This is a genomic window from Streptomyces flavofungini (assembly GCF_014650815.1).
Lineage (GTDB): Bacteria > Actinomycetota > Actinomycetes > Streptomycetales > Streptomycetaceae > Streptomyces > Streptomyces flavofungini.
This window is the reverse complement of the sequence record NZ_BMVR01000005.1, coordinates 188,653-210,548: the sequence shown is the minus strand read 5'-3', so window position 1 is coordinate 210,548 and position 21,896 is coordinate 188,653. Positions and strand designations below refer to the sequence as shown.

The 21,896-nt window shown below is 72.1% G+C and carries 19 protein-coding genes; 8 read left to right on the top strand and 11 right to left on the bottom strand.

All coding sequences use genetic code 11. The features are described 5' to 3' along the window. Nucleotide 1 precedes the first annotated feature (1 nt). Complete coding sequence (locus tag IE274_RS14380) at nucleotides 2-2,296, top strand: FG-GAP repeat domain-containing protein (protein ID WP_190116107.1); 2,295 nt, start codon at nucleotides 2-4, stop codon at nucleotides 2,294-2,296. Nucleotides 2,297-2,340: 44 nt separating this feature from the next. Here IE274_RS14380 and IE274_RS14375 read toward each other — a convergent pair whose 3' ends face one another. The 3 genes from IE274_RS14375 to IE274_RS14365 all read right to left on the bottom strand — a co-directional run bounded on the left by IE274_RS14375 (nucleotide 2,341) and on the right by IE274_RS14365 (nucleotide 3,847). After that, nucleotides 2,341-2,817: an iron chaperone gene (locus tag IE274_RS14375; protein ID WP_190116106.1), complete on the bottom strand. Its 477-nt coding sequence runs from the start codon at nucleotides 2,815-2,817 to the stop codon at nucleotides 2,341-2,343. A 97-nt stretch (nucleotides 2,818-2,914) separates the two neighbouring features. Continuing rightward, nucleotides 2,915-3,367 (bottom strand): pyridoxamine 5'-phosphate oxidase family protein, encoded by a 453-nt coding sequence (locus IE274_RS14370; protein ID WP_190116480.1) that lies wholly within the window; start codon nucleotides 3,365-3,367, stop codon nucleotides 2,915-2,917. A 66-nt stretch (nucleotides 3,368-3,433) separates the two neighbouring features. Beyond that, nucleotides 3,434-3,847: a VOC family protein gene (locus IE274_RS14365; protein WP_190116105.1), complete on the bottom strand. Its 414-nt coding sequence runs from the start codon at nucleotides 3,845-3,847 to the stop codon at nucleotides 3,434-3,436. 303 nt (nucleotides 3,848-4,150) lie between these two features. On the opposite strand from IE274_RS14365, the gene IE274_RS14360 reads away from it, so the two are divergent. Continuing rightward, a complete protein-coding gene (locus tag IE274_RS14360; RefSeq protein WP_229909540.1) occupies nucleotides 4,151-4,738 on the top strand; it encodes a Uma2 family endonuclease in 588 nt (195 codons plus the stop codon). A 63-nt stretch (nucleotides 4,739-4,801) separates the two neighbouring features. After that, the gene (locus IE274_RS14355) at nucleotides 4,802-5,794 is read left to right on the top strand and encodes an aldo/keto reductase (protein ID WP_190116104.1); all 993 of its coding nucleotides are present in this window, start codon (nucleotides 4,802-4,804) and stop codon (nucleotides 5,792-5,794) included. A gap of 186 nt (nucleotides 5,795-5,980) precedes the next feature. Here IE274_RS14355 and thpR read toward each other — a convergent pair whose 3' ends face one another. After that, the gene (gene thpR, locus IE274_RS14350) at nucleotides 5,981-6,571 is read right to left on the bottom strand and encodes an RNA 2',3'-cyclic phosphodiesterase (RefSeq protein ID WP_190116103.1); all 591 of its coding nucleotides are present in this window, start codon (nucleotides 6,569-6,571) and stop codon (nucleotides 5,981-5,983) included. Nucleotides 6,572-6,588: 17 nt separating this feature from the next. On the opposite strand from thpR, the gene IE274_RS14345 reads away from it, so the two are divergent. Continuing rightward, nucleotides 6,589-7,131, top strand: coding sequence for a GNAT family N-acetyltransferase (locus tag IE274_RS14345; RefSeq protein WP_190116102.1), 543 nt, complete (start codon nucleotides 6,589-6,591; stop codon nucleotides 7,129-7,131). Between the two features lie 96 nt (nucleotides 7,132-7,227). Here IE274_RS14345 and IE274_RS14340 read toward each other — a convergent pair whose 3' ends face one another. Both IE274_RS14340 and IE274_RS14335 read right to left on the bottom strand, forming a co-directional pair. Next, entirely contained in the window at nucleotides 7,228-8,577 is a 1,350-nt protein-coding gene (locus IE274_RS14340) for an MFS transporter (RefSeq protein WP_190116101.1), read from the bottom strand. A 25-nt stretch (nucleotides 8,578-8,602) separates the two neighbouring features. Then, nucleotides 8,603-9,040 (bottom strand): MarR family winged helix-turn-helix transcriptional regulator, encoded by a 438-nt coding sequence (locus IE274_RS14335; RefSeq protein WP_190116100.1) that lies wholly within the window; start codon nucleotides 9,038-9,040, stop codon nucleotides 8,603-8,605. Between the two features lie 165 nt (nucleotides 9,041-9,205). Between IE274_RS14335 and IE274_RS14330 the strand changes: the two genes are divergently transcribed. Next, complete coding sequence (locus IE274_RS14330; protein ID WP_190116099.1) at nucleotides 9,206-9,382, top strand: ribbon-helix-helix protein, CopG family; 177 nt, start codon at nucleotides 9,206-9,208, stop codon at nucleotides 9,380-9,382. 47 nt (nucleotides 9,383-9,429) lie between these two features. On the opposite strand, the gene IE274_RS14325 is transcribed toward IE274_RS14330, so the two are convergent. Further along, a complete protein-coding gene (locus tag IE274_RS14325) occupies nucleotides 9,430-10,875 on the bottom strand; it encodes an NCS2 family permease (protein WP_190116098.1) in 1,446 nt (481 codons plus the stop codon). Between the two features lie 216 nt (nucleotides 10,876-11,091). Between IE274_RS14325 and IE274_RS14320 the strand changes: the two genes are divergently transcribed. Further along, nucleotides 11,092-11,385, top strand: a complete 294-nt coding sequence (locus IE274_RS14320) for a DUF2530 domain-containing protein (RefSeq protein ID WP_190116097.1) — start codon at nucleotides 11,092-11,094, stop codon at nucleotides 11,383-11,385. 133 nt (nucleotides 11,386-11,518) lie between these two features. Continuing rightward, complete coding sequence (locus tag IE274_RS14315; protein WP_190116096.1) at nucleotides 11,519-13,921, top strand: cation-translocating P-type ATPase; 2,403 nt, start codon at nucleotides 11,519-11,521, stop codon at nucleotides 13,919-13,921. 6 nt (nucleotides 13,922-13,927) lie between these two features. On the opposite strand, the gene IE274_RS14310 is transcribed toward IE274_RS14315, so the two are convergent. Together IE274_RS14310 and IE274_RS14305 are read right to left on the bottom strand one after the other, a co-directional pair. Beyond that, a complete protein-coding gene (locus IE274_RS14310) occupies nucleotides 13,928-14,713 on the bottom strand; it encodes a DUF5707 domain-containing protein (protein ID WP_190116095.1) in 786 nt (261 codons plus the stop codon). A gap of 182 nt (nucleotides 14,714-14,895) precedes the next feature. Then, nucleotides 14,896-15,759: a calcium-binding protein gene (locus tag IE274_RS14305; RefSeq protein WP_190116094.1), complete on the bottom strand. Its 864-nt coding sequence runs from the start codon at nucleotides 15,757-15,759 to the stop codon at nucleotides 14,896-14,898. 134 nt (nucleotides 15,760-15,893) lie between these two features. Between IE274_RS14305 and IE274_RS14300 the strand changes: the two genes are divergently transcribed. Further along, a complete protein-coding gene (locus tag IE274_RS14300) occupies nucleotides 15,894-16,106 on the top strand; it encodes a hypothetical protein (RefSeq protein ID WP_190116093.1) in 213 nt (70 codons plus the stop codon). Here the strand turns inward: IE274_RS14300 and IE274_RS14295 are convergent. Both IE274_RS14295 and IE274_RS14290 read right to left on the bottom strand, forming a co-directional pair. After that, the gene (locus IE274_RS14295) at nucleotides 16,103-19,408 is read right to left on the bottom strand and encodes a molecular chaperone Hsp90 (RefSeq protein WP_190116092.1); all 3,306 of its coding nucleotides are present in this window, start codon (nucleotides 19,406-19,408) and stop codon (nucleotides 16,103-16,105) included. The two genes, IE274_RS14300 and IE274_RS14295, sit on opposite strands and share 4 nt — an antisense overlap. A 973-nt stretch (nucleotides 19,409-20,381) precedes the next feature. Beyond that, nucleotides 20,382-21,320: a DUF3027 domain-containing protein gene (locus IE274_RS14290; RefSeq protein ID WP_190116091.1), complete on the bottom strand. Its 939-nt coding sequence runs from the start codon at nucleotides 21,318-21,320 to the stop codon at nucleotides 20,382-20,384. Nucleotides 21,321-21,896 lie beyond the last annotated feature (576 nt).

Genomic DNA, 21,896 nt, shown 5'->3' with positions numbered 1-21,896 from the left:
CATGACCAGCAGAAGCAAGAGACCCGACAGAACCAGCAGACCCAGCAGACCCAACAGAACCAGCAGAACCAGCAGACCCAGCACAAACGGCGGTTCGGGCAGCTCCGCCCTCCTGGGCGGCGCGCTCATCTCCGCCCTCGCCCTCGGCGTCGCCGCGCCGAACTCCCAGGCGGCCACACCCACCGCGCCCACCACCGTCACCAAGGCACCCACGCCCGCGAACGTCCCGACCGGCCTCGGCCCCTGGACGGCGCCCAAGGAACTGCCCGGCGTCAGCGGGGTCGTCGACCTGAAGGCGACCTCGGGCGGTACGGTCGCCGGGCTCTTCACGCAGGACGGCAAGACCGTGCTCGCGGTGCGGCCCGCGGGCAGCACCACCTGGGGGCCGACCACGCCCGCGCCGGGCGCCACGCTCCAGCGCACCGACGACGGCGCGGTCTCGCTCCTGACGTGGGCGGACGCGGGCGACGGCGGCAGCCGCACCCTGAAGCTGTCCCGGCTCGCCCCGGACGGCAAGGCCTTCGGCGCCGCCGAGGACGTCACCACCGGCACGCTCGCGGGCGACTGGGCGCACAAGAGCACGCAGTTGACCACGTTCGCCGCCAACGCCAAGGGCCACCAGGCCCTCGCGTGGATGGACGCCGACCACCGCCTCACGGTCGTCGACCGCACCGGCCCCGACGCCGAGTGGTCCGCGCCGAAGACCCTCGACCAGCTCCCCGACCCCATCGTCCGCGACGACAACGTCTACACCTACGTCCTGTGGGACCTGCGCGTAGCCGTCGACCCCACGGGCACCGTCGGCGTGATCTGGGGTGGCAACAGCTACTACACCGGCGACGGCGTCGACCCGGACCCGTCGGCGTACCAGTGGCACTACAAGTACCTGGAGAAGCCCGCGGCCGACGGCTCCTCCTGGAGCGCGCCGCGCGACCTCCCGCAGCTCGGCGAGAAGCCGAAGCAGATCGCGCTCGCCGCCCACCCCCAGGGCGGCTTCCACCTGCTCGCGGGCGGCGGCTACGCCCGCAAGACGGCCGGGGCGGCCGAGTGGGGCGCGGTCGAGCGGGCGGGGGTGGGCGCGCGGACGTACGCGCCCGCCGAACTGCTCACGGCCCCGAACGGCGACGTCACGGCGGTCGGCTTCATCGGCGGAGGCACCCCGGGCATCGCCACCCGCCCCGCCGACAAGGGCAGTTGGGGCGCGACCCGCAAGCTCGCCGCGTACGTCGACCCCGAGTCACTGAGCGCGGCGGCCACGGCGGACGGCACCGTCGTCGTCACGTACACCCAGAAGCGCTTCGAACTCAGCCGCACCGTCCGCGAGGACTTCGTCGCGCAGACCGTCGAGGGCGGCGACCTGTCCAAGCCGCGCACCCTCAGCGCGCAGACGAAGGACAGCGTGAGCACCGGCCTCGTGGCCGCCGACGACAAGGGCCGCCCGGTGGCGGTGTGGACGCACGCGACCGCCGACGGCAAGCGCGCCACGTACACGGCGACCACGGGCACCCGCGCGAAGCCGCAGTGGCACGACTACGCCGACGACTCCCGAGGGGACGTCGTCGGCCTGTCGCTCAGCGACTCGATGAAGCTGTACACGGGCGACGCCACCAACCCCACGGAGACGTTCTACGCCTCCCCGTGGAGCGACAAGACGCGCGTCGTGGCGTTCGGCGACGCCGACGGGGACCGCTGCAACGACCTGATCGTGCGCCTTCCCGACGGCGAGGCCCGCCTCTACACCCCGGTGTGCGGCGGCCTGCCCACACCGGACTCGCCGCACCGGCGGCTCGCCCGGGACTGGAGCAAGTACGACACGCTCCTCGCCGGCGGCGACCAGACCGGCGACGGCCGCCCGGACCTGCTGGCCCGCGACAAGGCCACCGGGGACGTGTACCTGTACGCCCACGACGGCACCGCCGGTACCGGGGCCTTCAAGCCCCGCGTCAAGATCCGCTCCGCCTGGACCGGCTACACCCGGGTCATCGGCGCGGGCGACCTGAACGGCGACGGCCTCGGGGACGTGCTCGCCCTCGACAGGTCCGGCACCCTGTGGCGCTACGACGGCCTGCGCACCGGCAAGCTCAAGGACCGCGTCCGCGTGTTCAAGGACTGGGGCGCCACGTACAAGGACGTCATCGGCGCCGGTGACGTCAACGGCGACGGCAAGCACGACCTGCTCGCCCGCGACACCGGCGGCCGCCTGTGGCTCAACGCGGGCAAGGGCAACGGGACGTTCAGCAACCGGGTCGCGTCCGGCGAAGCGCCGTACTGGAAGCAGTGGGCTTCCCTGGGCTAGCCCAGGGCGACCCCCGGCGGTCGCCGCACCCCGCGGCGACCGCCTCAGCCGACCGCCGTCCTGACGAGCTCGCCGATGCGCGCCTCGTCGGCGGCGGTCAGCGTCGTCAGGGCGAACACCGTCGGCCACATGGTCCCGTCGTCGAGCCCCTTCGCCTCATCGCTGAAGCCGAGCGTGGCGTACCGCGACTTGAACTTCTGCGCGGCCTGGAAGAAACACAGGACCTTGCCGTTCCTGGCGTACGCGGGCATCCCGTACCAGAGCTTCGGCGTCAGTTCCGGCGCGCTCGCCTTCACGATCTCGTGGATCCGCGCAGCGAGCACCCGGTCCGACTCCGGCATCTCGGCGATCTTCGCGAGCACGTCGGCCTCCGGATCCGCCTTCGCCGAGCCGCGCCGCGAGGAGGCCTTCAACTCCTTGGCGCGCTCCTTCATGGCGCTCCGCTCCTCCTCGGTGAACCCCTCGTGCTTCTCGCCCTGCTCGACGGCGGCGCTCTCGGTGGTCTTCTTGGCGGTAGCCATGACAGTTCCTCTCAACAGGACTTACGGACGAAGGGCTTGGGGACGAAGGGCTCACGGGCGAAGGGCATACGGGCGAAGGGCTTGGGGACGTACGACGTCAGGCGAGCCAGTGGCCGTCGCGCATGAGGTCCCGGCCCTGGATCTCGTTCGCCTCGCGCCAGGCCTGGACGCGCCGGGGCCGGATGCGGAAGTACTGGTAGGGCTCGTCGAGCGTGCGCGGGTCGAAGCCGGTCTGCTCGGCGAACGTGTCGCCCGTGCCGGGGGCGAGGTCGGCGAGGTCGACCGGTTCGGCGGTGCCCTGGACGGCGACCACGTCACGGGTCGGCCCGAGGCCGAGGCGCAAGCTGCCGTCGGCCAGCAGATTGCGGCCGGTGATCGAGGCGCGCGGCGTGGAGATGAGGAAGGCGGTCCCGTCCCAGTGGTACGAGAGCGGGATGAGGTGGGCGCCCGCGGGGCCGGACGTGGCGACCCAGACGTCGATGTCGCCCTCAAGGCGCGCGCGGGTGTCCCGCAGCCTCTCCGCGAGCGGGCGCGGCCCGGCGGGCGTCAGGTCGGCCTGTTCCTTCGCGGCGGTGCGGGCCTCGGCCCAGGCGGGACTGCACATGCGACGGCCCCCTCAGCCCTGGACCTGCTGGATGCGGATGAGGTTGCCCGCGGGGTCGCGGAAGGCGCAGTCGCGGACGCCGTAGGGCTGGTCGGTGGGCTCCTGGACGACCTCGGCGTCGGCGGCCACGACCTTCTCGAAGGTGCCGTCGAGGTCGCGGGTGGCCAGCAGGATCCAGCCGTACGTGCCCTTGGCCATCATCTCGGCGATGACGCGGCGCTCGTCCTCGGTGACGCCGGGGTCGACGGCGGGCGGCGCGAGCAGGATGGACGTGCCGGGCTGGCCGACGGGGCCGACGGTGATCCAGCGCATGGTGCCCTCGCCGACGTCGGTGCGGACCTCGAAGCCGAGGGCGTCGCGGTAGAAGGCGACGGAGGCGTCCGGGTCGGTGTGCGGAAGGGCCGTGGTGTGAATGGTGATGTCCATGGCTGATATTTAACTGCGGCCCGATGACCGGCGCTTCTCGATTCCTGACCGGTCACCGGACCCTCCGCTACCGGTTACCGGCCCCTTCGCTCAGGCAGCACCCGTGAGCCGGTCGGCGAGTCCGCGCCCTGGAGGACGATCTGCGTGCGGTCGTCCCCCCGGAGGCGTTCCGCCGGGACACGGCGGGGTGGCTGGGCGGGGCGTGACCGAGCGTCGCACAGCCGTACGTGACCTCGACGCCGTGCGTATCGCTGTACTGCGCGGCCGCAGGCAATCGATCGGCGGCCGGGGCGGAGCGCCACAGTGACTGTTCTTGAAGACAGGACCGAGATGGCCGAGATCACCAACGAGCAAGTCCTGGACGCGATGTTCGAGGCGCTTGAGCGGGAGCCCTTCCTCGAGGGATACAAGATCGAGATCGTCGAGGGGGCCGTCTACATGCCGCCGCAGCGGGCCAACCACTGGGACATCATCGCAGGCATCTACGACCAGCTGAGGACCAAGTACCCGCGTCGGCGCCTACTGTCCGATGTGCGCATCGACTACCCCGGGGATCTCAACGCCTTCTGCAGTGATTTGGCATTGGTCGCCGAGGGCGCCAAGGGGACGAAGCAGGGCGGCTTCCTGTGCGAGGACGTCGAATTCGTCGCCGAGGTGATCACCCGAGGCACCGCACAGAACGACTACGGCACCAAGAAGGCCGCGTACGCCACAGCTGAAGTCGCCGCCTACCTCATCGTCGACCCTTACCAGGGCAAGGCCCACGTCTACACCCAGCCGAAGGGCGGGGACTACGTCACCGAGACCGTCGTCGCCTTCGGCGGGGACGTCGACCTCACCGCCACCCCCCTCGGCATCACCCTCAACACCACCGACTTCTCCCGCGACTGAACCATCCCCCTCCCCCCTTGACCCCTTGCCTAGAGCGCACTCCACCCCGTTGCCTTGACTCCCATGAAGTACACGCAGCTGGGACGCACCGGACTCAAGGTCAGCCGCCTCACTCTCGGCACGATGAACTTCGGGCCGCAGACGGGGGAGGCGGAGAGTCACGCCATCATGGATGCCGCGCTCGGCGCGGGCATCAACTTCTTCGACACCGCCAACACCTACGGCTGGCACGAGAACAAGGGCCGCACCGAGGAAATCATCGGCACCTGGTTCGCGCAGGGCGGCGACCGCCGCGACAAGGTCGTCCTCGCCACGAAGGTGTACGGGAACATGACGCCCGACGGCGTCGCCCCCTGGCCGAACCACGACAAGCTCTCGGCGGTCAACATCCGCCGCTCCGTGGAGGCCTCCCTCAAGCGCCTGCAGACCGACTACATCGACATCTACCAGTTCCACCACATCGACCGGAACACCCCGTTCGAGGAGATCTGGCAGGCCGTCGACGTCCTCGTCCAGCAGGGCAAGATCCTGTACGCGGGCTCCAGCAACTTCCCCGGCTACAAGATCGCCCAGGCGAACGAGCTGGCCGCCCGCCGCGGCAGCCTCGGCCTGGTCACCGAGCAGTGCCTCTACAACCTCGCCGAGCGCCGCGCCGAGATGGAGGTCCTGCCCGCCGCCCGGGACTACGGCCTCGGCGTCATCCCCTGGTCCCCGCTGCACGGCGGACTGCTCGGCGGCGTCCTGAAGAAGGAGGTCGAGGGCGGCCGCCGCGCCTCGGGCCGGGCCGCGTCCGCGCTCACCGACCCGGCGACGCGCGCGCAGGTCCAGGCGTACGAGGACCTGCTCGACAAGCACGGCCTCGAACCCGGCGAGGTCGCCCTGGCCTGGCTGCTCACCCGCCCGGGGGTCACCGGACCGATCGTGGGCCCGCGCACCGCGGACCAGCTCGACTCGGCCGTGCGCGCCGTCGAGCTGAAGCTGAGCAAGGACGTACTGCTGTCGCTCGACGAGATCTTCCCGGGCCCGGGCCCGTCCCCGGAGGCCTTCGCCTGGTGAGGGACCCCGGCACCCGCTGAGGAGACCCCGCGGCGGCCTCGGCCATGGCTCCCGCCATGGGCTGTGAGCCACTGGCCCGCTAGGAGCTACTGGCCGAGCGCCGCCGCGAGGGCCACCACGACGAACATCAGCACGAGCACACCGGCCATGATCCGGTTCCTGGTCTTGGGGTTCACGCCTTCGAGGTTAACCGGCCGCGTCCGCGCTCTTCGCGGCGCCTCCCAGTGGCCACCGTCCCACCGCCTCGTACCGGGGCCGCTCCCCCGGCACACCGCTCGTCGGCAGATTGCTGCGGACGAGCACCAGCTCGGCCACGGTCCAGGGCGTGCCCTCGAACGCGGCGAGCTCCTCGACGTACGGCCGGAAGTCCGCCTCGCCGCGCGAGCGCGCGAGCGTCAGGTGCGGACGGTAGGCGCGGTGCTCCGCCACCGTGAGGCCGGACTTCCGCGCGGCCGCGTCCGCCCGCCCGGCCAGGATCTTCAGCTCGGCCACCGCGCCGCCCGCCCCCGCCCACAGCGCCCGCCCGCCGAACTGGCCTCCGCCACCCAGCGCCAGCGGGAACGGCTCCGTGCGCCGCGCCGCGCGCTCAAGGCGCTCGCACAGACCCGGCACCGTCTCCGCGGGCACTTCCGCCATGAACGCCAGCGTGAAGTGCCAGTTCTCCCGCTCCATCCAGCGCACCGCGTCGGCGCCCGGCACCTTCCTCAACTCGGCCACGAACCCGGCCAGTTCCTCCGAAACCGGCTCCGGTGGCAGCACCGCTGCAAAAAGTCTCATGCGACTAGCCTGCCGGTATGGACGACTTGGAGCACACGAGTATCGGCAACCCCATCCGCATCCGCCCCGGCGGCCCCGCCGACATCCCCCTCTTCCTCGGCATCCTCGACAGCGCCGTCGAGCGCCTTGTCGCCCGGGGGCGCACGAAGCAGTGGGGCACCGAGCCGCTGTCGCGGAACCCGAAGGTCGTCGAGGCGATCGAGAAGTACGTGGCCACCGGCTCGCCGTGGATCGCCGAGGTCGGCGGGGAGCCCGCGGGGATGCTGATGCTCACCGACGGACCCGGCTCGTACATTCCCCCGGTCGACGAGCCCGAGCAGTACGTCCACTACCTGGCCACCGACCACCGCTTCGGCGGCCTGGGCGTGGGCCGCGCCCTCCTGGCCCACGCCGCGGCCGAGACCCGGAGGAGGGGCATCTCCCTGCTCCGGGTCGACTGCTACGCGGGCAACGAGGGCCGGCTGGTCGCGTACTACGAGAGCAACGGCTTCGTGAAGACGGAGGCCTTCACGGAGAAGGACGGCACGTGGCCGGGCCAGGTCCTGGAGATGCGCCTGTAAGCGCCCAGGTGGCGCCCCCTAAGGGGCGCGGGGAACTGCGCGACCAGCCCCCACCGGGCAGCAGCCCGAGGGGAACGCGCAGTCCCCCACAATCCGCTATGCCGCAGGCGCCAGCTCTCGCTCCCGGGCAACGAACTCCACGTGGGGGTGGCCCCGCCGCAGGTCCACCTTCAACCGGAGGTTGGCCGCGCGGGCCAGCATCAGGCCGACGCCGAGCGCGGCAACAGCCACGATCAGCCCGCCAAGCGCGAAGCTGACGCGCACGCCGTACGCGTCGGTGAGCCACCCGAACAACGGCCCGCCGAAGGGCGTACCGCCCACGAACACCATCATGAACAGGCTCATCACCCGCCCCCGCATCTCAGGGTCGGTGGCCATCTGCACGGATGAGTTGGCGGTGACGTTGACGGTGAGCCCGATGGCACCGAGCGGCAGCAACAGCGCGGCGAACACATAGGCGCTGGGCACAGCGGCGACGGCGATCAGCGAAACACCGAACAGCCCCGCGGCACCGGCCAGCATGCGCAACCGCGAGGACCGCCGCCGCGCGGCGAGCAGCGCCCCGATCAACGACCCCGCGCCCATCAACGTGGTGAACAGGGCGTACATGCCGGACCCGCCGTGGAAGACGTCGTCGGCGTACGCGCTGAGCCAGATCGGGAAGTTGAAGCCGAACGTCCCGATGAAGCCGATGAGCACGATGGGCCAGATCAGCTCGGGGTGCCGGGAGACGTAGTTCAGGCCCTCGCGGAGCTGCCCCTTACGGCCGCGCGGCGCGAGCGGGCTGCGGGTCAGCTCGGCGGTGCGGATGAGGAGGAGTCCGGTCAGGGGCGCGAGGAACGACAGGCCGTTGGCGAGGAACGCCCAGCCGGGGCCGACGGCGGCCGTGACGAGGCCCGCGACGGCCGGTCCGATGAGGCGCGCGGACTGGAAGTTCGCGGAGTTCAGCGAGACGGCGTTGCGGAGCTGGTCGGGGCCGACGAGCTCGGACACGAAGGACTGCCGGGTCGGGTTGTCGACGACGGTCACCATGCCGGTGAAGAACGCGGTGACGTACACGTGCCAGACCTGGACGTGACCGGAGAGGGTCATCGCGGCCAGGAAGAGGCCGCCCACGCCCATCGCGCCCTGGGTGACGAAGAGCAGGTTCCGCTTGGCGAACCGGTCGGCGATGACGCCGCCGTACAGGCCGAAGAGCAGCATCGGCAGGAACTGCATCGCGGTCGTGACGCCGACGGCGGCGGACGAGCCGGTGAGGCTGAGCACCAGCCAGTCCTGGGTGATGCGGGCCATCCAGGTGCCGGTGTTGGAGACGGCGGCTCCCGCAGCGAACAGCCGGTAGTTCCGGATGCGCAAGGAGCTGAACATGGACGTTTTGTGAGAGCGGACGGGCTGGTCGAGGGCGGTTGGTGCGGGGGCGGAGTCTGCTCCGGATCCCGTACTCAAAAGGATTCGCCTCCTTGGCGTCGGGTCAGAGGTGGGCCAGCTTCTCCAGGACCGGCGCGGCGGCGCGCAGCGCCTCCCACTCGTCCTCGTCGAGATCGGCCGCGAGGTTCGCGAGCCACGCGTTCCGCTTGCGGCGGCTCTCCTCGAGCATGGCCTCGGCCTGCTCCGTCTGGGTCACCACCTTCTGGCGGCGGTCGTCGGGATGCGGTTCGAGCCTGACCAGGCCCTTGGCTTCCAGGAGCGCGACGATGCGGGTCATCGACGGCGGCTGCACATGCTCCTTGCGGGCGAGTTCACCCGGTGTGGCGCTGCCACAGCGGGCGAGGGTGCCGAGCACCGACATCTCGGTGGGGCTCAGCGACTCGTCGACCCGCTGGTGCTTGAGTCGACGGGAGAGGCGCATCACGGCGGAGCGCAGCGAATTCACGGCGGCAGCGTTGTCACCATGGGAGAGGTCCGGCATGTTCTTTAGCGTAACTCATTACCCTAACTAAAGACCACTCGGTTACGCGCCGCGAAAGCCCGGGTTGCCCGTGATCTGGCACACAGAACCCTTTCGTCACCCAAATGAGTGAGCTGGATTCGGAAAGCCGGGCGTCCCCCACGAGGGGGCGGCAACGCTGTCCTCATGTCATCGACAGTGCTCAGCCTGCGGATAGACGGCGATCTGCTCGACCGGATCCGGCAGCACGCCGCGAAAAGAGGAATGAGCGTCCAGGACTATGTGGCCCGGACGCTCATCCGTGATGACTTCGACGAGCGATTCAAGTCGTCCGTCGAGGCGACGGAGAAGTTCTACGCCTAGGGGACGCACCGCCGGGGCCCCCGCCCCCGGCCCCGCCGCGCCCCGGTCTAGGTGAGCCCGAGGGCAGGCATCAGGTAGTAGAAGGCGAACACCGCGGACACCGCGTACATCGCGACCGGAACCTCGCGCCCCCGCCCGGCCGCGAGCCGCAGCACGGTGAAGGCGATGAAGCCCATGCCGATGCCGTTCGTGATCGAGTACGTGAACGGCATCATCAGCATCGTCACGAACGCCGGGATCGCGATGGTGTAGTCGGCCCAGTCGATCGCGCCGATCGAGCCGGACAGGATCAGGAAGCCGACCGCGAGCAGCGCGGGCGTGGCCGCCTGCGACGGCACCATCGTGGCGAGCGGCGTGAGGAACAGCGCGACGGCGAACAGACCGCCGGTGACGACGTTCGCGAACCCGGTCCGCGCGCCCTCGCCGACGCCCGCCGTGGACTCCACGAAGCAGGTGGTGGCCGAGGAGGACGAGGCGCCGCCCGCGGCGACCGCGATGCCGTCGACGAAGAGCACCTTGTTGATGCCGGGCATGTTGCCCTTGTCGTCGGTCAGGTGGGCCTCGTCGCCGATGCCCATGATCGTGCCCATCGCGTCGAAGAAGCACGAGAGCAGCACGGTGAAGACGAAGAGCACGCCGGTGAGGACGCCGACCTTCTCGAAGCCGCCGAACAGGCTGATCTCACCGACCAGGCCGAAGTCGGGGGTGGAGACCGGGTTGCCGGGCCACTCGGGCGTGGTCAGACCCCAGGACGGCACATCCGCGACCGCGTGGATGATCATGGCCAGAACCGTCATGACGACGATCGAGAGCAGGATCGCGCCCGGCACCTTGCGCACCAGCAGGGCGAGGGTGAGCAGCACGCCGAGGACGAAGACGAGGACCGGCCAGCCGTTGAGGTGACCGTCGCCGCCGAGCTGCAGCGGCACCGTGGTGTGCGCGGCGTCCGGGATGCGGGAGACGAAGCCCGCGTCGACGAGGCCGATCAGCATGATGAAGAGGCCGATGCCGATCGCGATGCCCTTGCGCAGGCCCAGCGGCACGGCGCTCATCACCCGCTCCCGCAGCCCGGTGGCCACGAGCAGCATCACCACGAAGCCCGCGAGGACGACCATGCCCATGGCGTCCGGCCAGGACATCCGCGGCGCGAGCTGCAGCGCGACCACGGTGTTCACGCCGAGACCGGCGGCCAGGGCGATCGGCACGTTGCCGATGACACCCATGAGCAGCGTGGTGAACGCGGCGGTCAGCACGGTGGCGGTGACCAGCTGCTTGTTGTCGAGCTGGTGGCCGTACATGTCCTTGGCGCTGCCGAGGATGATCGGGTTGAGCACGATGATGTACGCCATCGCGAAGAAGGTGGCGAAGCCGCCGCGCACCTCCCTGGCCAGGGTCGAGCCCCGCTCCGAGATCTTGAAGAAGCCGTCGAGCCCGCCCTGCGGGGACTTCGGGGGCTGTTCGGCGTCGACCGGAGCGCTGGCCGAGGGGGACATGCGGGACCTCATGACCTCTGTTGAACGGGATGGACCGGGCTTGCGCGACATTGTGTCTTCGTACGAAAGCAACTGGCCATTAAGAAGCCGTTTCAGTATGAATACATGAGCGAGAAATGGCCATCTCCGCGCGTAGAGCCAGGCGGCACAAGGGGAGCCGCAAGGGGCGTGAGCGTGCCGAGGGGGCCGGAATCGGCCCCGACTAAGCTAGGGGCCATGGCGAAGTGGACACCCAGGCACGAGGCACCGGAGCCCCTTGAGGGCCCTGTCGTCGCCACCATCACCGGCGGCACGATCCTCTGGTTCGCCCTCTTCCTCGTACAGCTCCCGTTCTACGGCTGGTTCGACGACCGCGACCTCACCTGGTGGGTGTGGACGTGCCTCGCCGGTGGCGGCCTCGGGCTGATCGGCATCTGGTACGTCCGCTCGCGCGACGCGGCGCTCAAGCGCGCCGCCGCCGAGACCACGGAGGACCCCGCCACGGCCACGGAGGCTTCGGGCGCCGCCTGAACGGAGGGTTCCGCCCCGGTGTAGTACGTCGGCAGTACGGCATGCGACCTGAGGACAAACACCGTCCTACCGAGGTCGGATCTTTCCGGTACTCAAGGGGTGAACCCCCCACTCCCCCCGTACCGTCGTCTGCATGACGCATATCGACGCGGGCGCCGAGCTGGACCCGGTCCACCCGGTGGCGCCGCCGACGGCACGGGCCACCGGCCTCACGGCGGCCGAGGTCGCCGAGCGGGTCGCCCGCGGCGAGATCAACGACGTACCCGTCCGCAGCAGCCGCTCCACCACCGAGATCGTCCGCGCCAACGTCTTCACCCGCTTCAACGCCATCATCGGCGTGCTCTGGGTGATCATGCTGTTCGTGGCACCGATCCAGGACAGCCTGTTCGGCTTCGTGATCGTCGCCAACACCGGCATCGGCATCATCCAGGAACTGCGCGCCAAGAAGACCCTCGACGGCCTCGCCGTCATCGGCGAGGCCAAGCCGACCGTGCGGCGCGACGGCGTGGCCGCGGAGATCTCCACCTCCGAGATCGTCCTCGGCGACCTGGTGGAACTCGGCCCCGGCGACAAGATCGTGGTCGACGGCGAGACGGTCGAGGTCGACGGCCTCGAAGTCGACGAGTCCCTGCTCACCGGCGAGGCCGACCCCGTCCTGAAGAAGCCCGGCGACAAGATGATGTCGGGCTCGTTCGTGGTCGCGGGCGGCGGCGCGTTCACGGCGACGAAGGTGGGCCGCGAGGCGTACGCGGCGCAGCTCGCCGAGGAGGCGAGCCGCTTCACGCTCGTCCACTCCGAGCTGCGCTCCGGCATCTCCACGATCCTCAAGTACGTGACGTGGCTGATGGTCCCGACCTCGATCGGCCTGATCATCTCCCAGCTCGTCGTGAAGGACGACAACTTCAAGGAGTCGATCGCGTACACGGTCGGCGGCATCGTCCCGATGATCCCCGAGGGCCTGGTCCTGCTGACCTCCGTGGCCTTCGCGATCGGCGTGATCCGCCTCGGCCGCAAGCAGTGCCTGGTGCAGGAACTGCCCGCCATCGAGGGCCTGGCGCGCGTGGACACCGTCTGCCTCGACAAGACGGGCACGCTCACCGAGGGCGGCATGGACGTCACCGAGCTGCGCCCGCTGAACGGCTCCGACGAACCGTACGTACGCAAGGTCCTGGGCGCCCTCGGCGAATCCGACCCGCGCCCCAACGCGTCCCTCCAGGCCATCATCGACGCCTACCCCGACAGCGACGAGTGGCGCTGCACCGAGTCGCTGCCGTTCTCCTCCGCCCGCAAGTACAGCGGCGCCAGCTTCAGCGAGGGCGACGGCGAGAACTCCACCTGGCTCCTCGGCGCCCCCGACGTGCTGCTCCCCACCGGCGACCCGACCCTCGACGAGATCGAACAGCTCAACCACCAGGGCCTGCGCGTCCTCCTCCTCGCCCGCGCCGCCGGCGACCTGGACGCCCCCGACATCGCGGCCGGCGCCCGCGCGACCGCCCTAGTCGTCCTCGAACAGCGCCTGCGCCCCGACGCCGCGGACACCCTGCGCTACTTCGAGGAGCAGAACGTCCAGGCGAAGGTCATCTCCGGCGACAACGCGGTCTCCGTCAGCGCCGTCGCGGGCAAACTGGGCCTGCCCGGCGCCGAGAACACCGTCGACGCCCGCCAACTCCCCACCGACCAGAATGAGATGGCCGAGGCCCTCGACGCCAACTCCGTCTTCGGCCGCGTCACCCCTCAGCAGAAGCGCGACATGGTCGGCGCCCTGCAGTCCAAGGGCCACACGGTCGCGATGACCGGCGACGGCGTCAACGACGTCCTGGCCCTCAAGGACGCGGACATCGGCGTCTCGATGGGCTCGGGCTCGGAGGCGACGCGGGCGGTGGCCCAGATCGTCCTCCTCAACAACAGCTTCGCGACCCTCCCGTCGGTGGTCGCGGAAGGCCGCCGCGTCATCGGCAACATCACCCGCGTGGCGACGCTGTTCCTGGTGAAGACGGTGTACTCCGTCGTCATCGCCCTGCTCGTCGTCTGCTCACAGGTGGAGTACCTCTTCCTCCCCCGCCACCTGACCCTGCTCTCCACCCTGACGATCGGCGTCCCGGCGTTCTTCCTGGCCCTGGCCCCCAACAAGGAGCGGGCGAGGCCGCACTTCGTCCGACGGGTCATGCGCTACGCCCTGCCGGGCGGCATCATCGCGGCGGTCGCCACCTTCGCCACATACCTCCTGGCCCGCCACCACTACACCGGCGAGGGCGCCCGCGAGGCCGAGACCAGCGCGGCCACCCTCGCGCTCTTCCTGGTCTCCCTCTGGGTCCTGGCGATCATCGCCCGCCCCTACACCTGGTGGCGCATCGCCCTCGTGGCCGCCATGGGCCTCGGCTTCCTGCTCGTCCTCGTCATCCCCTGGCTCCAGGACTTCTTCGCCCTGAAGCTGGTCGGCACGACGATGCCGTGGGCGGCGGTCGCGATCGCGGCGGTCGCGGCGGCGGCGATCGAATTCGCCTTCCGCTGGGTGGACCGCCGCTTCGCGGCCTAGCGGGACCTACCGCACGTCGACGAAGTCCCCGGCCGAAGCCACGGCCGGGGTCGTGGACGTCCCCGCGAAGACGTACCGGAACGTGCCGTCGGCCGAAGCCTTCACGGTGGACTTCAGGTTGCCCCTGCGGTCGGACTTCACCGTCTTGAGCGTGGTGTAGGCGCTCGCGCCCTTCTTCTTGAACTGCAGCCGCACGGACTGCTTCGTGTAGCCCGCGTACTTCTTCGTGTCCCAGTTCGCGCGGGTCAGGGCGCCGGAGACGGTGACGGCCTTGCCCTTCTTCACCGGCTCGGGGGACGCGTTGACCGTCAGCTTCGCGGCACGCTTGACGCTGACGCTCTTGTACGACTCCTTGATGACGCGGTCCTCGGCGCTCCCCTTGGCCAGCAGACCGGCCATCACCTTCCACTTGCCCGCGTTGCCGTTCGCGAGCTTGCGCGGGGATGCCTCCAGGAGGAGCTTGCACGTGCCGGTGGTCGCGTCGACCTTGGTGCACTTGGCGTCGTCCACCGGGGCCACGACGCCCGTCAGACGCCCCGGCTCGAACTCCGTGCCGCGCCACAGGATGGCGATGCCGTCCTTGATGCCCTTCGGGTCGGTGCCCGTGACGGTGATGGTGACCTTCTTCGTGGACGTGCCGACCACGATGTCCTTGCCGCCGTTGACGACGACCTTCGTGATCTTCGTGTCGCCCTGGACCGAGTCGGCGGCCTGCGCGGCCGGGACGGCGAGCGCGGAGAGGGCGAGGGCGCCGGAGACGGCGGCGATGGTGGCGGTGGCGCGGGTACGCATGGTGGTTCCTCGGGGGTGCGGAGCCCCGCGGCGCGCCTGAGTGGCGGCGCCGCGGGGCTCGGTGAGCTGAGGGCCGGTCCCGGCCCGGGGGTGTGGAGAGTCCCTGGCGGAGAGGTCCGTTACGGGCGGGTCAGCGGAGAGTCCGTTACGGAAGGGTCAGCGCAGAGTCCGTTACGGAAGGGTCAGCGGACGTCGACGGCGTCGCCGGCCGACGTCACCGCCGGGGTCGTCGGCGTACCCGCGAAGACGTAGCGGAAGGTGCCGTCGACGGAGGCCTTCACCGTGGTCTTCAGGTTGCCCTTGCTGTCCGACGTGACCGTCTTCAGCGTGGTGTAGGCGCTCGCGCCCTTCTTCTTGAACTGCAGCCGCACCGGCTGCTTCGTGTAGCCCGCGTACTTCTTCGTGTCCCAGTTCGCGCGGGTCAGGGCGCCGGAGACGGTGATCGTCCTGCCCTTCTTCACCGGCTCCGGGGAGGCGTTGACCGTCAGGCGGGACGCGCGCTTGAGGCGGATGTCCGACTTCAGGCCCGCGGGCTTGACCAGCTCGTTGTTGTTGTTGCGCACGGCGGCGTAGGCGTTCCAGCGGACCCCCGCGCCGTCGTTGACGAGCTGCGCCGGGTCCGCGGTGATGTTGACCGTGCAGGTGGAGGTGGTGTCGTCCACGCGCTCGCAGGTGGGGTTGTACTCCGCCTCGGTGGCCGGGGTGATGAGGGCGATCGGCGCTTCGAGGTCCTGGCCGAGCCAGAGGAAGCCGCTGGAGACCTTGATGCCGACCGGGTCGGTGGCCGTGATGGCGAGCGAGAACTTCTTCTTCGCGGTCGTGCCGATCACGACGTCCTTGCCGCCGTTGACGGTGACGTCCGTGACGGTGGCGTCGGCCGCGGCGGCGCGCGGCGCGGCCACGGCGCCACCGGCGTCCGCGGCGTCGGCGACGGCGGCGGACAGCTTGGGGGCGGCCGGCTCGTCACCCGCGTGGGCGGCGGGAACAGCAAGAGCGGACAGAGCCAGGGTGCCGGACAGGGCGGCCACGGTGGCACGGATACGCATGGTGTTTCCCCAGGTGGAGAAGGGAGCCTCGCGGTGCTGATGCCGTCACGCGAGACGCCGGTGATCTAGGAGTCTGTTGACTCGGCAGATGAGACCCACAACCTTGGCCAGAGGTTGTACGCGAGGTGAATCTGATGGGCGGTACGGTCCGAGGCCGAGGCCGCACCCCGACCCCGGACTTGTCCGCCCGACAGGACACCGTCCAGCCGAGCCGGCACGACACGGCACGACGCCGTCCAGCCGAGCCGACACGACCCGGCACGACACGGCACGACACGGCACGACCCGCCACCGCCACCGCCACCGCCACCGCCACCGCCACCGCCACCGCCACCGCCACCGACTAGTCGAACCAGCGATCCCGCGCCAGCTCCTCCGTCCGCGACGGATCCTCCAGCAGCGCCGCCACCTCGAACCGCCGCGGCCACTGCCGGGCCGCCCACGCGAGCCCCGCCGCCACGCCCTCCACGGTCGCCGCGTGCACGACCCCGTCGGGCGTGCGGCGCCACTCCAGGTCGACGCCGTCGGCCACCAGCTCCTCGTGCTCCCGGTACGTCTCCGGGGTCGCGGGCCCGAGCAGCACCCGCACGGGCTCCGGCACCGCGTGCTCGACCCCGCCCTCGGGATCGACGTCCGCCGCCACCAGCTCGCTCAGCCGCCGCACCTGGAACAGCTCGGCCAGGTCGGCCGCCCGGGACGGGGCGACGGGGAGCAGCGGCACGCCGACGGCGAAGGGCAGCAGGTCGGGCGCGTCGGCGACGACGGCGTCCGCGGCGTCGACGACGACGATCTCCCCCGCCTCCCCGTCCGGGCCCCCGCCCCTGACCGCCCGCACCTCGTCCGGCAGCGTCACCTGCTCCGGGTCGAGGTCCGCGAGCGCCCCGTACAGCGCGTGCAGTTGGGCCGGGGAAACGGTCCGCTCCGGATCCGCGAGCCGGTCGAGCAGCTCGGCCGCACCACCCGGCTCCGCCAGCAGCGAACCGACCGACGTACGCACGCCGAGGGCCCGCAGCACCTGCTCGTCCTCGAACCCGGAAGCGTCGGCGTCGTCGTACAGACCGTCGAGGAGCGGGTCACCGCCCGCGGCCCGCAGCCCCGCCGGGCGCCGCCCGCCGAGCACCGGGTGGCCGCGCAGCCACCAGGCGGTGTACGACCGCACGCTCTCCGTCGTACCGTCCGGAAGCAGCACCCGCACCGGCTGCGTCAACGCGTCGCGCAGCGGCGGCCGGGACAGCAGGGCGAGGGCCTGGGGCCAGGCCTCGTCGTCGACGAGGTCGAGGTCGCGCACGGCCACGATCTCCGTCGCGACCGGCGGCACCGGCGTCTCCGGCAGCCGGTCGATGATGTCCTCGCACCACACGTCGACGGCGTCGAGCAGCCCCGCATCCTCGGGCTCGGCGAAGTCCCCGTCACGGGGCTCCAGTTCGTCGGGGTCCAGGACGACATCGGTGGCCCGTACGAGCGCGAACGAGGCGAGCACCCCGCACGCGGCGAGCGGCTGCTCGCCCCAGCGCGCGGCCAGCTCCCCGTCCACCCCGGCGAGTTCGCCCTCCCGCATGACCGCCTCGAACGGGCTGCCGGGCAGCACCAGCTCCCCGGCGGGCGCCAGTTCGCCGTCCTCGTCGGGCAGGGCGAGCGCCCCGAGCCAGGGCTCGTCACCGGGCCCGAGATCGGCGTCCCGGACGAGCGTGAGCACCAGGTCGGCCAACTCCTCGGCGTCCAGGGCACCGTCCCCGTCGAGGCCGTCGCCGTACCAGCCGTCGTCGTCGAGCGACGCGGCGACGGCCGCCCGCACCTGCGGGGTCGTCAGGACCGCGCGGGGCGTGGCGGGCAGGGCGCCCAGCTTCTCCAGGAGCGGATGGACGGCGTCGGCGTGCGCGACCTTCAGACCGAGCCGGGCGAGCGCGGCGGAGCCGCCCTCGTCGGCGGTGGCGGTGCCCGGGGCGGGCAGCAGGACCTGGCGGGGGCCGATGGTGGTGCGGCCGTCCGCGAGGGGCACGGGCAGGCCCGAGAGCCGGTCGGGGTCGACCCCGGCGAGGGTGTCGTACAACCGCCGCCACCACGACGGCTCCCGCTCGAGACCGGCGAGCCGGTCGACCGCCTCGGTCAGCGGGACCCGGGCGACGCCGAGGGTACGGAGCTCACCGCGCCGCTCAAGACCGGCGGGCAGCAGGCTGGGCAGGACTTCGGCGAGGACGCGGACGGTGTCGGCCCCGGCGCCTTCCACGACCTCCGCGTCACGGGGCCGCAGGACCTCGGGGGTGTCGGAGGCCCCGCCGTCCAGCCACTCGTCACCGCCGGTGTCGCCGTCGGTCCGCGTGGGCGGAACAGCGGGCGGCAGGAAAGCAGTACGCGGCAGCCGGTCCAGCACGGCACCCCGCAGCGCCCCGTCCAGCTCGCTCTGGCCGAGCGGCCCCGGCACCAGACCGATGACGCCCTCGGTCACCGGCCGCCAGTCGGCGAGGAGTTCGGCGTACGCGTCCGCCGCGCGCTCCACGAGGAAGTCGGTGAGCGGCCCCGGCGCGGCGTGCCGACGGCTGGTGTCCAACGGGAAGGAGGCGATGAGCAGGGCGGGCACGCCGAGGGGCTCGTCGCTGGGGGTGGGCGCGTGCACGACGGCACTGGTACGGGGCCGCTCCGGGGCGCCGTCCGGGCCCACGGGCACGGCCCACGTCAGATGCCAGTACGGGCGCTGCCGCTCCTCGACGGGCCGGTCCGCGAGGAGTTCGGCGGCGAGGGTGCCGTGGTCGCTGACGGTACGCCAGCGGGTCGTGCCGTCGCGGCTGTCCGCGACGACGGTGTACGGGCCGTCGGCCGCGCGGCGCAGGGTGCGGGCCGGGGCGCCCGGCGTACTGACGGTGACCTCGTCGAGGCCCGGCAGGGCGAGCAGCAGCGCGTCGTCGATGCCGTCGAGGAGACGGGCCACCAGGTCCTCCGCGGCGGCGTCCCGGAGCGGCAGGATGACGACGGTGTCGTACCCGTCCGGGGCGGTGCCCTCCGCGGGCAGCGGGAGCCGGAGCAGGGGGACATGGCCCTCGCGGCGCCGGATCTCGTCCCCGAGGCCGGGGCTGAACCTGGCGGTCTCGGCGGCCAGTTCGCGGGCCTCCGCGAGGGAGAACCGGACGCCGCCGGTGCGGCCGACGACGGCGGGGGCGTCGGAGACGGCCAGCACGGCCGCGAAGCCCACACCGAAGCGGCCGGTCGTCCGGGGCGGGGTGCGGGGGTTGTCGGTAAGGCCGGTGGCTTGGCTGGCCTGGTCGGCCCCGGCGGTCCGGTCGGCCGCCGCGGCCCGGCGGTCCAGGCGGTTGTCACGGTCCTCGCGCTTCGCCGAGGCCCGCAGGGTGGACAGGGACTCGACACCCGTCGCGTCCAAGGGGGCGCCCGTGTTCGCCGCGGCGAGGACTCCGTCCTGGAGGGTGAGGGCCAGGCGGCCCGGTACGCCCGCCCGGGCGGCGGCGTCCGAGGCGTTCTGGGCGAGTTCCACGACCAGGCGGTCGCGGTAGCCGCCCAGGGCCACGTCCTCCTCGGCGTTCGCGTCCTCGCGGAACCGGGCCGGGCTCGCCGCCCAGGCCTCCAGGACAGAGCGGCGCAGGCGGGCGGTGCCGAACGGGTCGGTGCCCTCGCCGGCCGGCCGCACGGTCTTGCTCACGTGGTCGCTCTCCCTCTGCCTGCTGGCCTGCGGCTGCTGGCGGCTGTGGTCGTGATGGTGGGTCGGGGGGCGACGGTATCGCGTCCTGCCGGGGGGTGGATTTCGGGTGGCCGCGTCCACGGTTCCCGGGGCCGGGGTGGTCCCCGGCCTCGACCCCGGCTCCCGCCGCGCTGCGCGCGCCGTCGGCTGTCTCGGCCTCCGCCTGCGGCCCGGCGGCCGCCTTCCGCCGCGCTGCGCGCGCCGTGCGTCCCACCCGCCCACCCGTTCACCCCGAACATCGGGCTCGGGAGCTGCGCGTGCGGCCCGGTGGATGGTTGCACCACGCTGCGCGGCGGGTCTCCCACCCCGCCCACCCGTCTACTCGGAACCGGACGGTTGCGGCACGGGGCTCTCCCCGAGGCAACCGTCAGGTTCGGGGAAACGGGTGGGCGGGGTGGGGCAAGCACCGCGCACAGTGCGGCGGAACCCACCGCCGGGCCGCACGCGAAGCCCCAGGAAGCCGACTCTGGGGGTGAACGGTGGGCGGGTGGGACGCACCGCGCGCGGAGTGCGGTGGAAGCAGCCCGCCCGGCCGCACACCGAACTCCCGAGCCCGAGGTTCGGGCGGACGGGCGGACGGGCGGACGGGCAGACGGACGGACGGGCAGGCGGACGGGCAGCCGGGCGGACGGGCAGGACTGAAGCGGCGCGCGCCGCTCGGTGGGGAGCCGCCGCCGGACCGCGGCCGAATCTCCCGGACAGGGGCCGCCGGGCCGAGGCCGGGCCTCCCGGGCGAGAGCCGCCGCCCGGATCACAACCGAGCCTCCCGGACGAGGAGACCGCCGGACCACAACCAACGCCCGGACAAGGAGACCGCCGGACCACAACCAACGCCCGGACGAGGCCCCGGCCAGGCCGCACGCGAGGCTCCCGGACGGGGGCTGCCGGAGCGCCCGCGCGCCCAGGCGCACCCGGGTCCCAGGAACCGTAGGGGCTAGCTGTGGCCCAAGTCCTCGCCGGCGCCCACCGGCAGCACCGAACCGGAATCCGGCGCGGGCCGCAGCGGCAGCACGTCGACCCTGGTCTCGTCGAGGACGGGCGGGGCCGGACGAGGCGGCTTCGGCATGACGGCGGCTTCGGAGTGCCCCCCGCAGCCGTACGAGAGGGAGACGACCCGCCCGTCGGCGGGCCCGAACTCATTGGCGCACACCCCGAACGCCTGCCCGAGCGACCCCCCGATCGGCACGAGGAAGCCACAGCTGACGCAGGGCGCGGGCGCGGCCTGCGCCATGGCGGTCTTGGGGCCGTACGACTCCTCCCACCGGTCGGCCGCGGTGTGCAGGCCGTACCGGGAGAGGACGCGGGCGCGCCGCAGCCCCAGCTCGTCGGCGATCGACGCGAGCGACCCGCGGGCGGGTGTGACGGTGAGGTCGGCGGGCGACCCGGCGGTGACCTCGGCGTCCTCGGCCTCGACGCGCTCGGCCATGTCCTCGGAGAGGACGGAGTTGGGCGGCGGCTCGTCCTCGCCGGAGTAACCGGGCTCTAGCCGCAGATCCTCCGCGTCGGTGGGCAGGAGGTCGCCCGGCCCCATGTCGCCGGGGCGCAGCCGCTCGCTCCAGGGCACCCACTCGGGGGCGAGGAGGGCGTCGGGTCCCGGCAGCAGGACGGTCTCGTCGAGGGTGACGACCTTCGCGCGGGAGGCGCGGGCGACGGTCACCGCCCAGCGCCAGCCCCGGTAGCCCAGTTCCTTGCACTCGAAGAGGTGCGTGACGACGCGGTCGCCCTCGACGACGACCTCGACGTGCTCACCGACCACCCCGGGGGCGGCGGCCTCCTCGGCGGCGGCACGGGCCAGGCCGATCGCCTCGGCGCAGAGACGGTCGGGGGTACGCGGGGTGCGCTGGGTACGGCTTCGCGTTGTCGCTGCGCTCACAGGTATCGCTTCTCTCCTACGCCGTCTCACGAGTGCGCCACTCTTACGCGGCGGCACGGACGGAGCGGACCAGGGGGCCGCGTCGACGTCCGCGCCCGACGTCACCGGGCGCACCTACGCCATCCATTCTGCGGGATGGCCGGCAGGCGCGCGGCCGAGGACTGCTGCCGCAGGCGCGTTACGCACGCTACCTTCTCCTGGCCCCTGGGCCCACACCGGCGTACCGGGCGCCTGCTCGGGGGTGGTCCCCCGTGCCCCCGTTTTCCGGGCCTCCGGCCCTGGTCCTCAAGCGCCGGACGGGCTCTTTTCCCACCCGCCCGCCCTTACTGTGCCTACGGCCCCGGCCCCCGCACTCTCCAGCCGACCACAGCACCCTTTCAGCCCGCCCCGGAGCTCCCTTCAGCCCGCCCCGGAGCGCCCTTCGGCCCGCGTCGGCGAAGTCTTCAGCCCGTCCGGCGCTTGAGGACGAGGCCGCAGGCCGATCGGCGGCGCCCCGTCCCACCCGAACGGGACCCCCACCCCGGGGCCCGAGGCCCAGCGCACGAGTGGTTATCCCGCTACTCCACCCCCGGACGG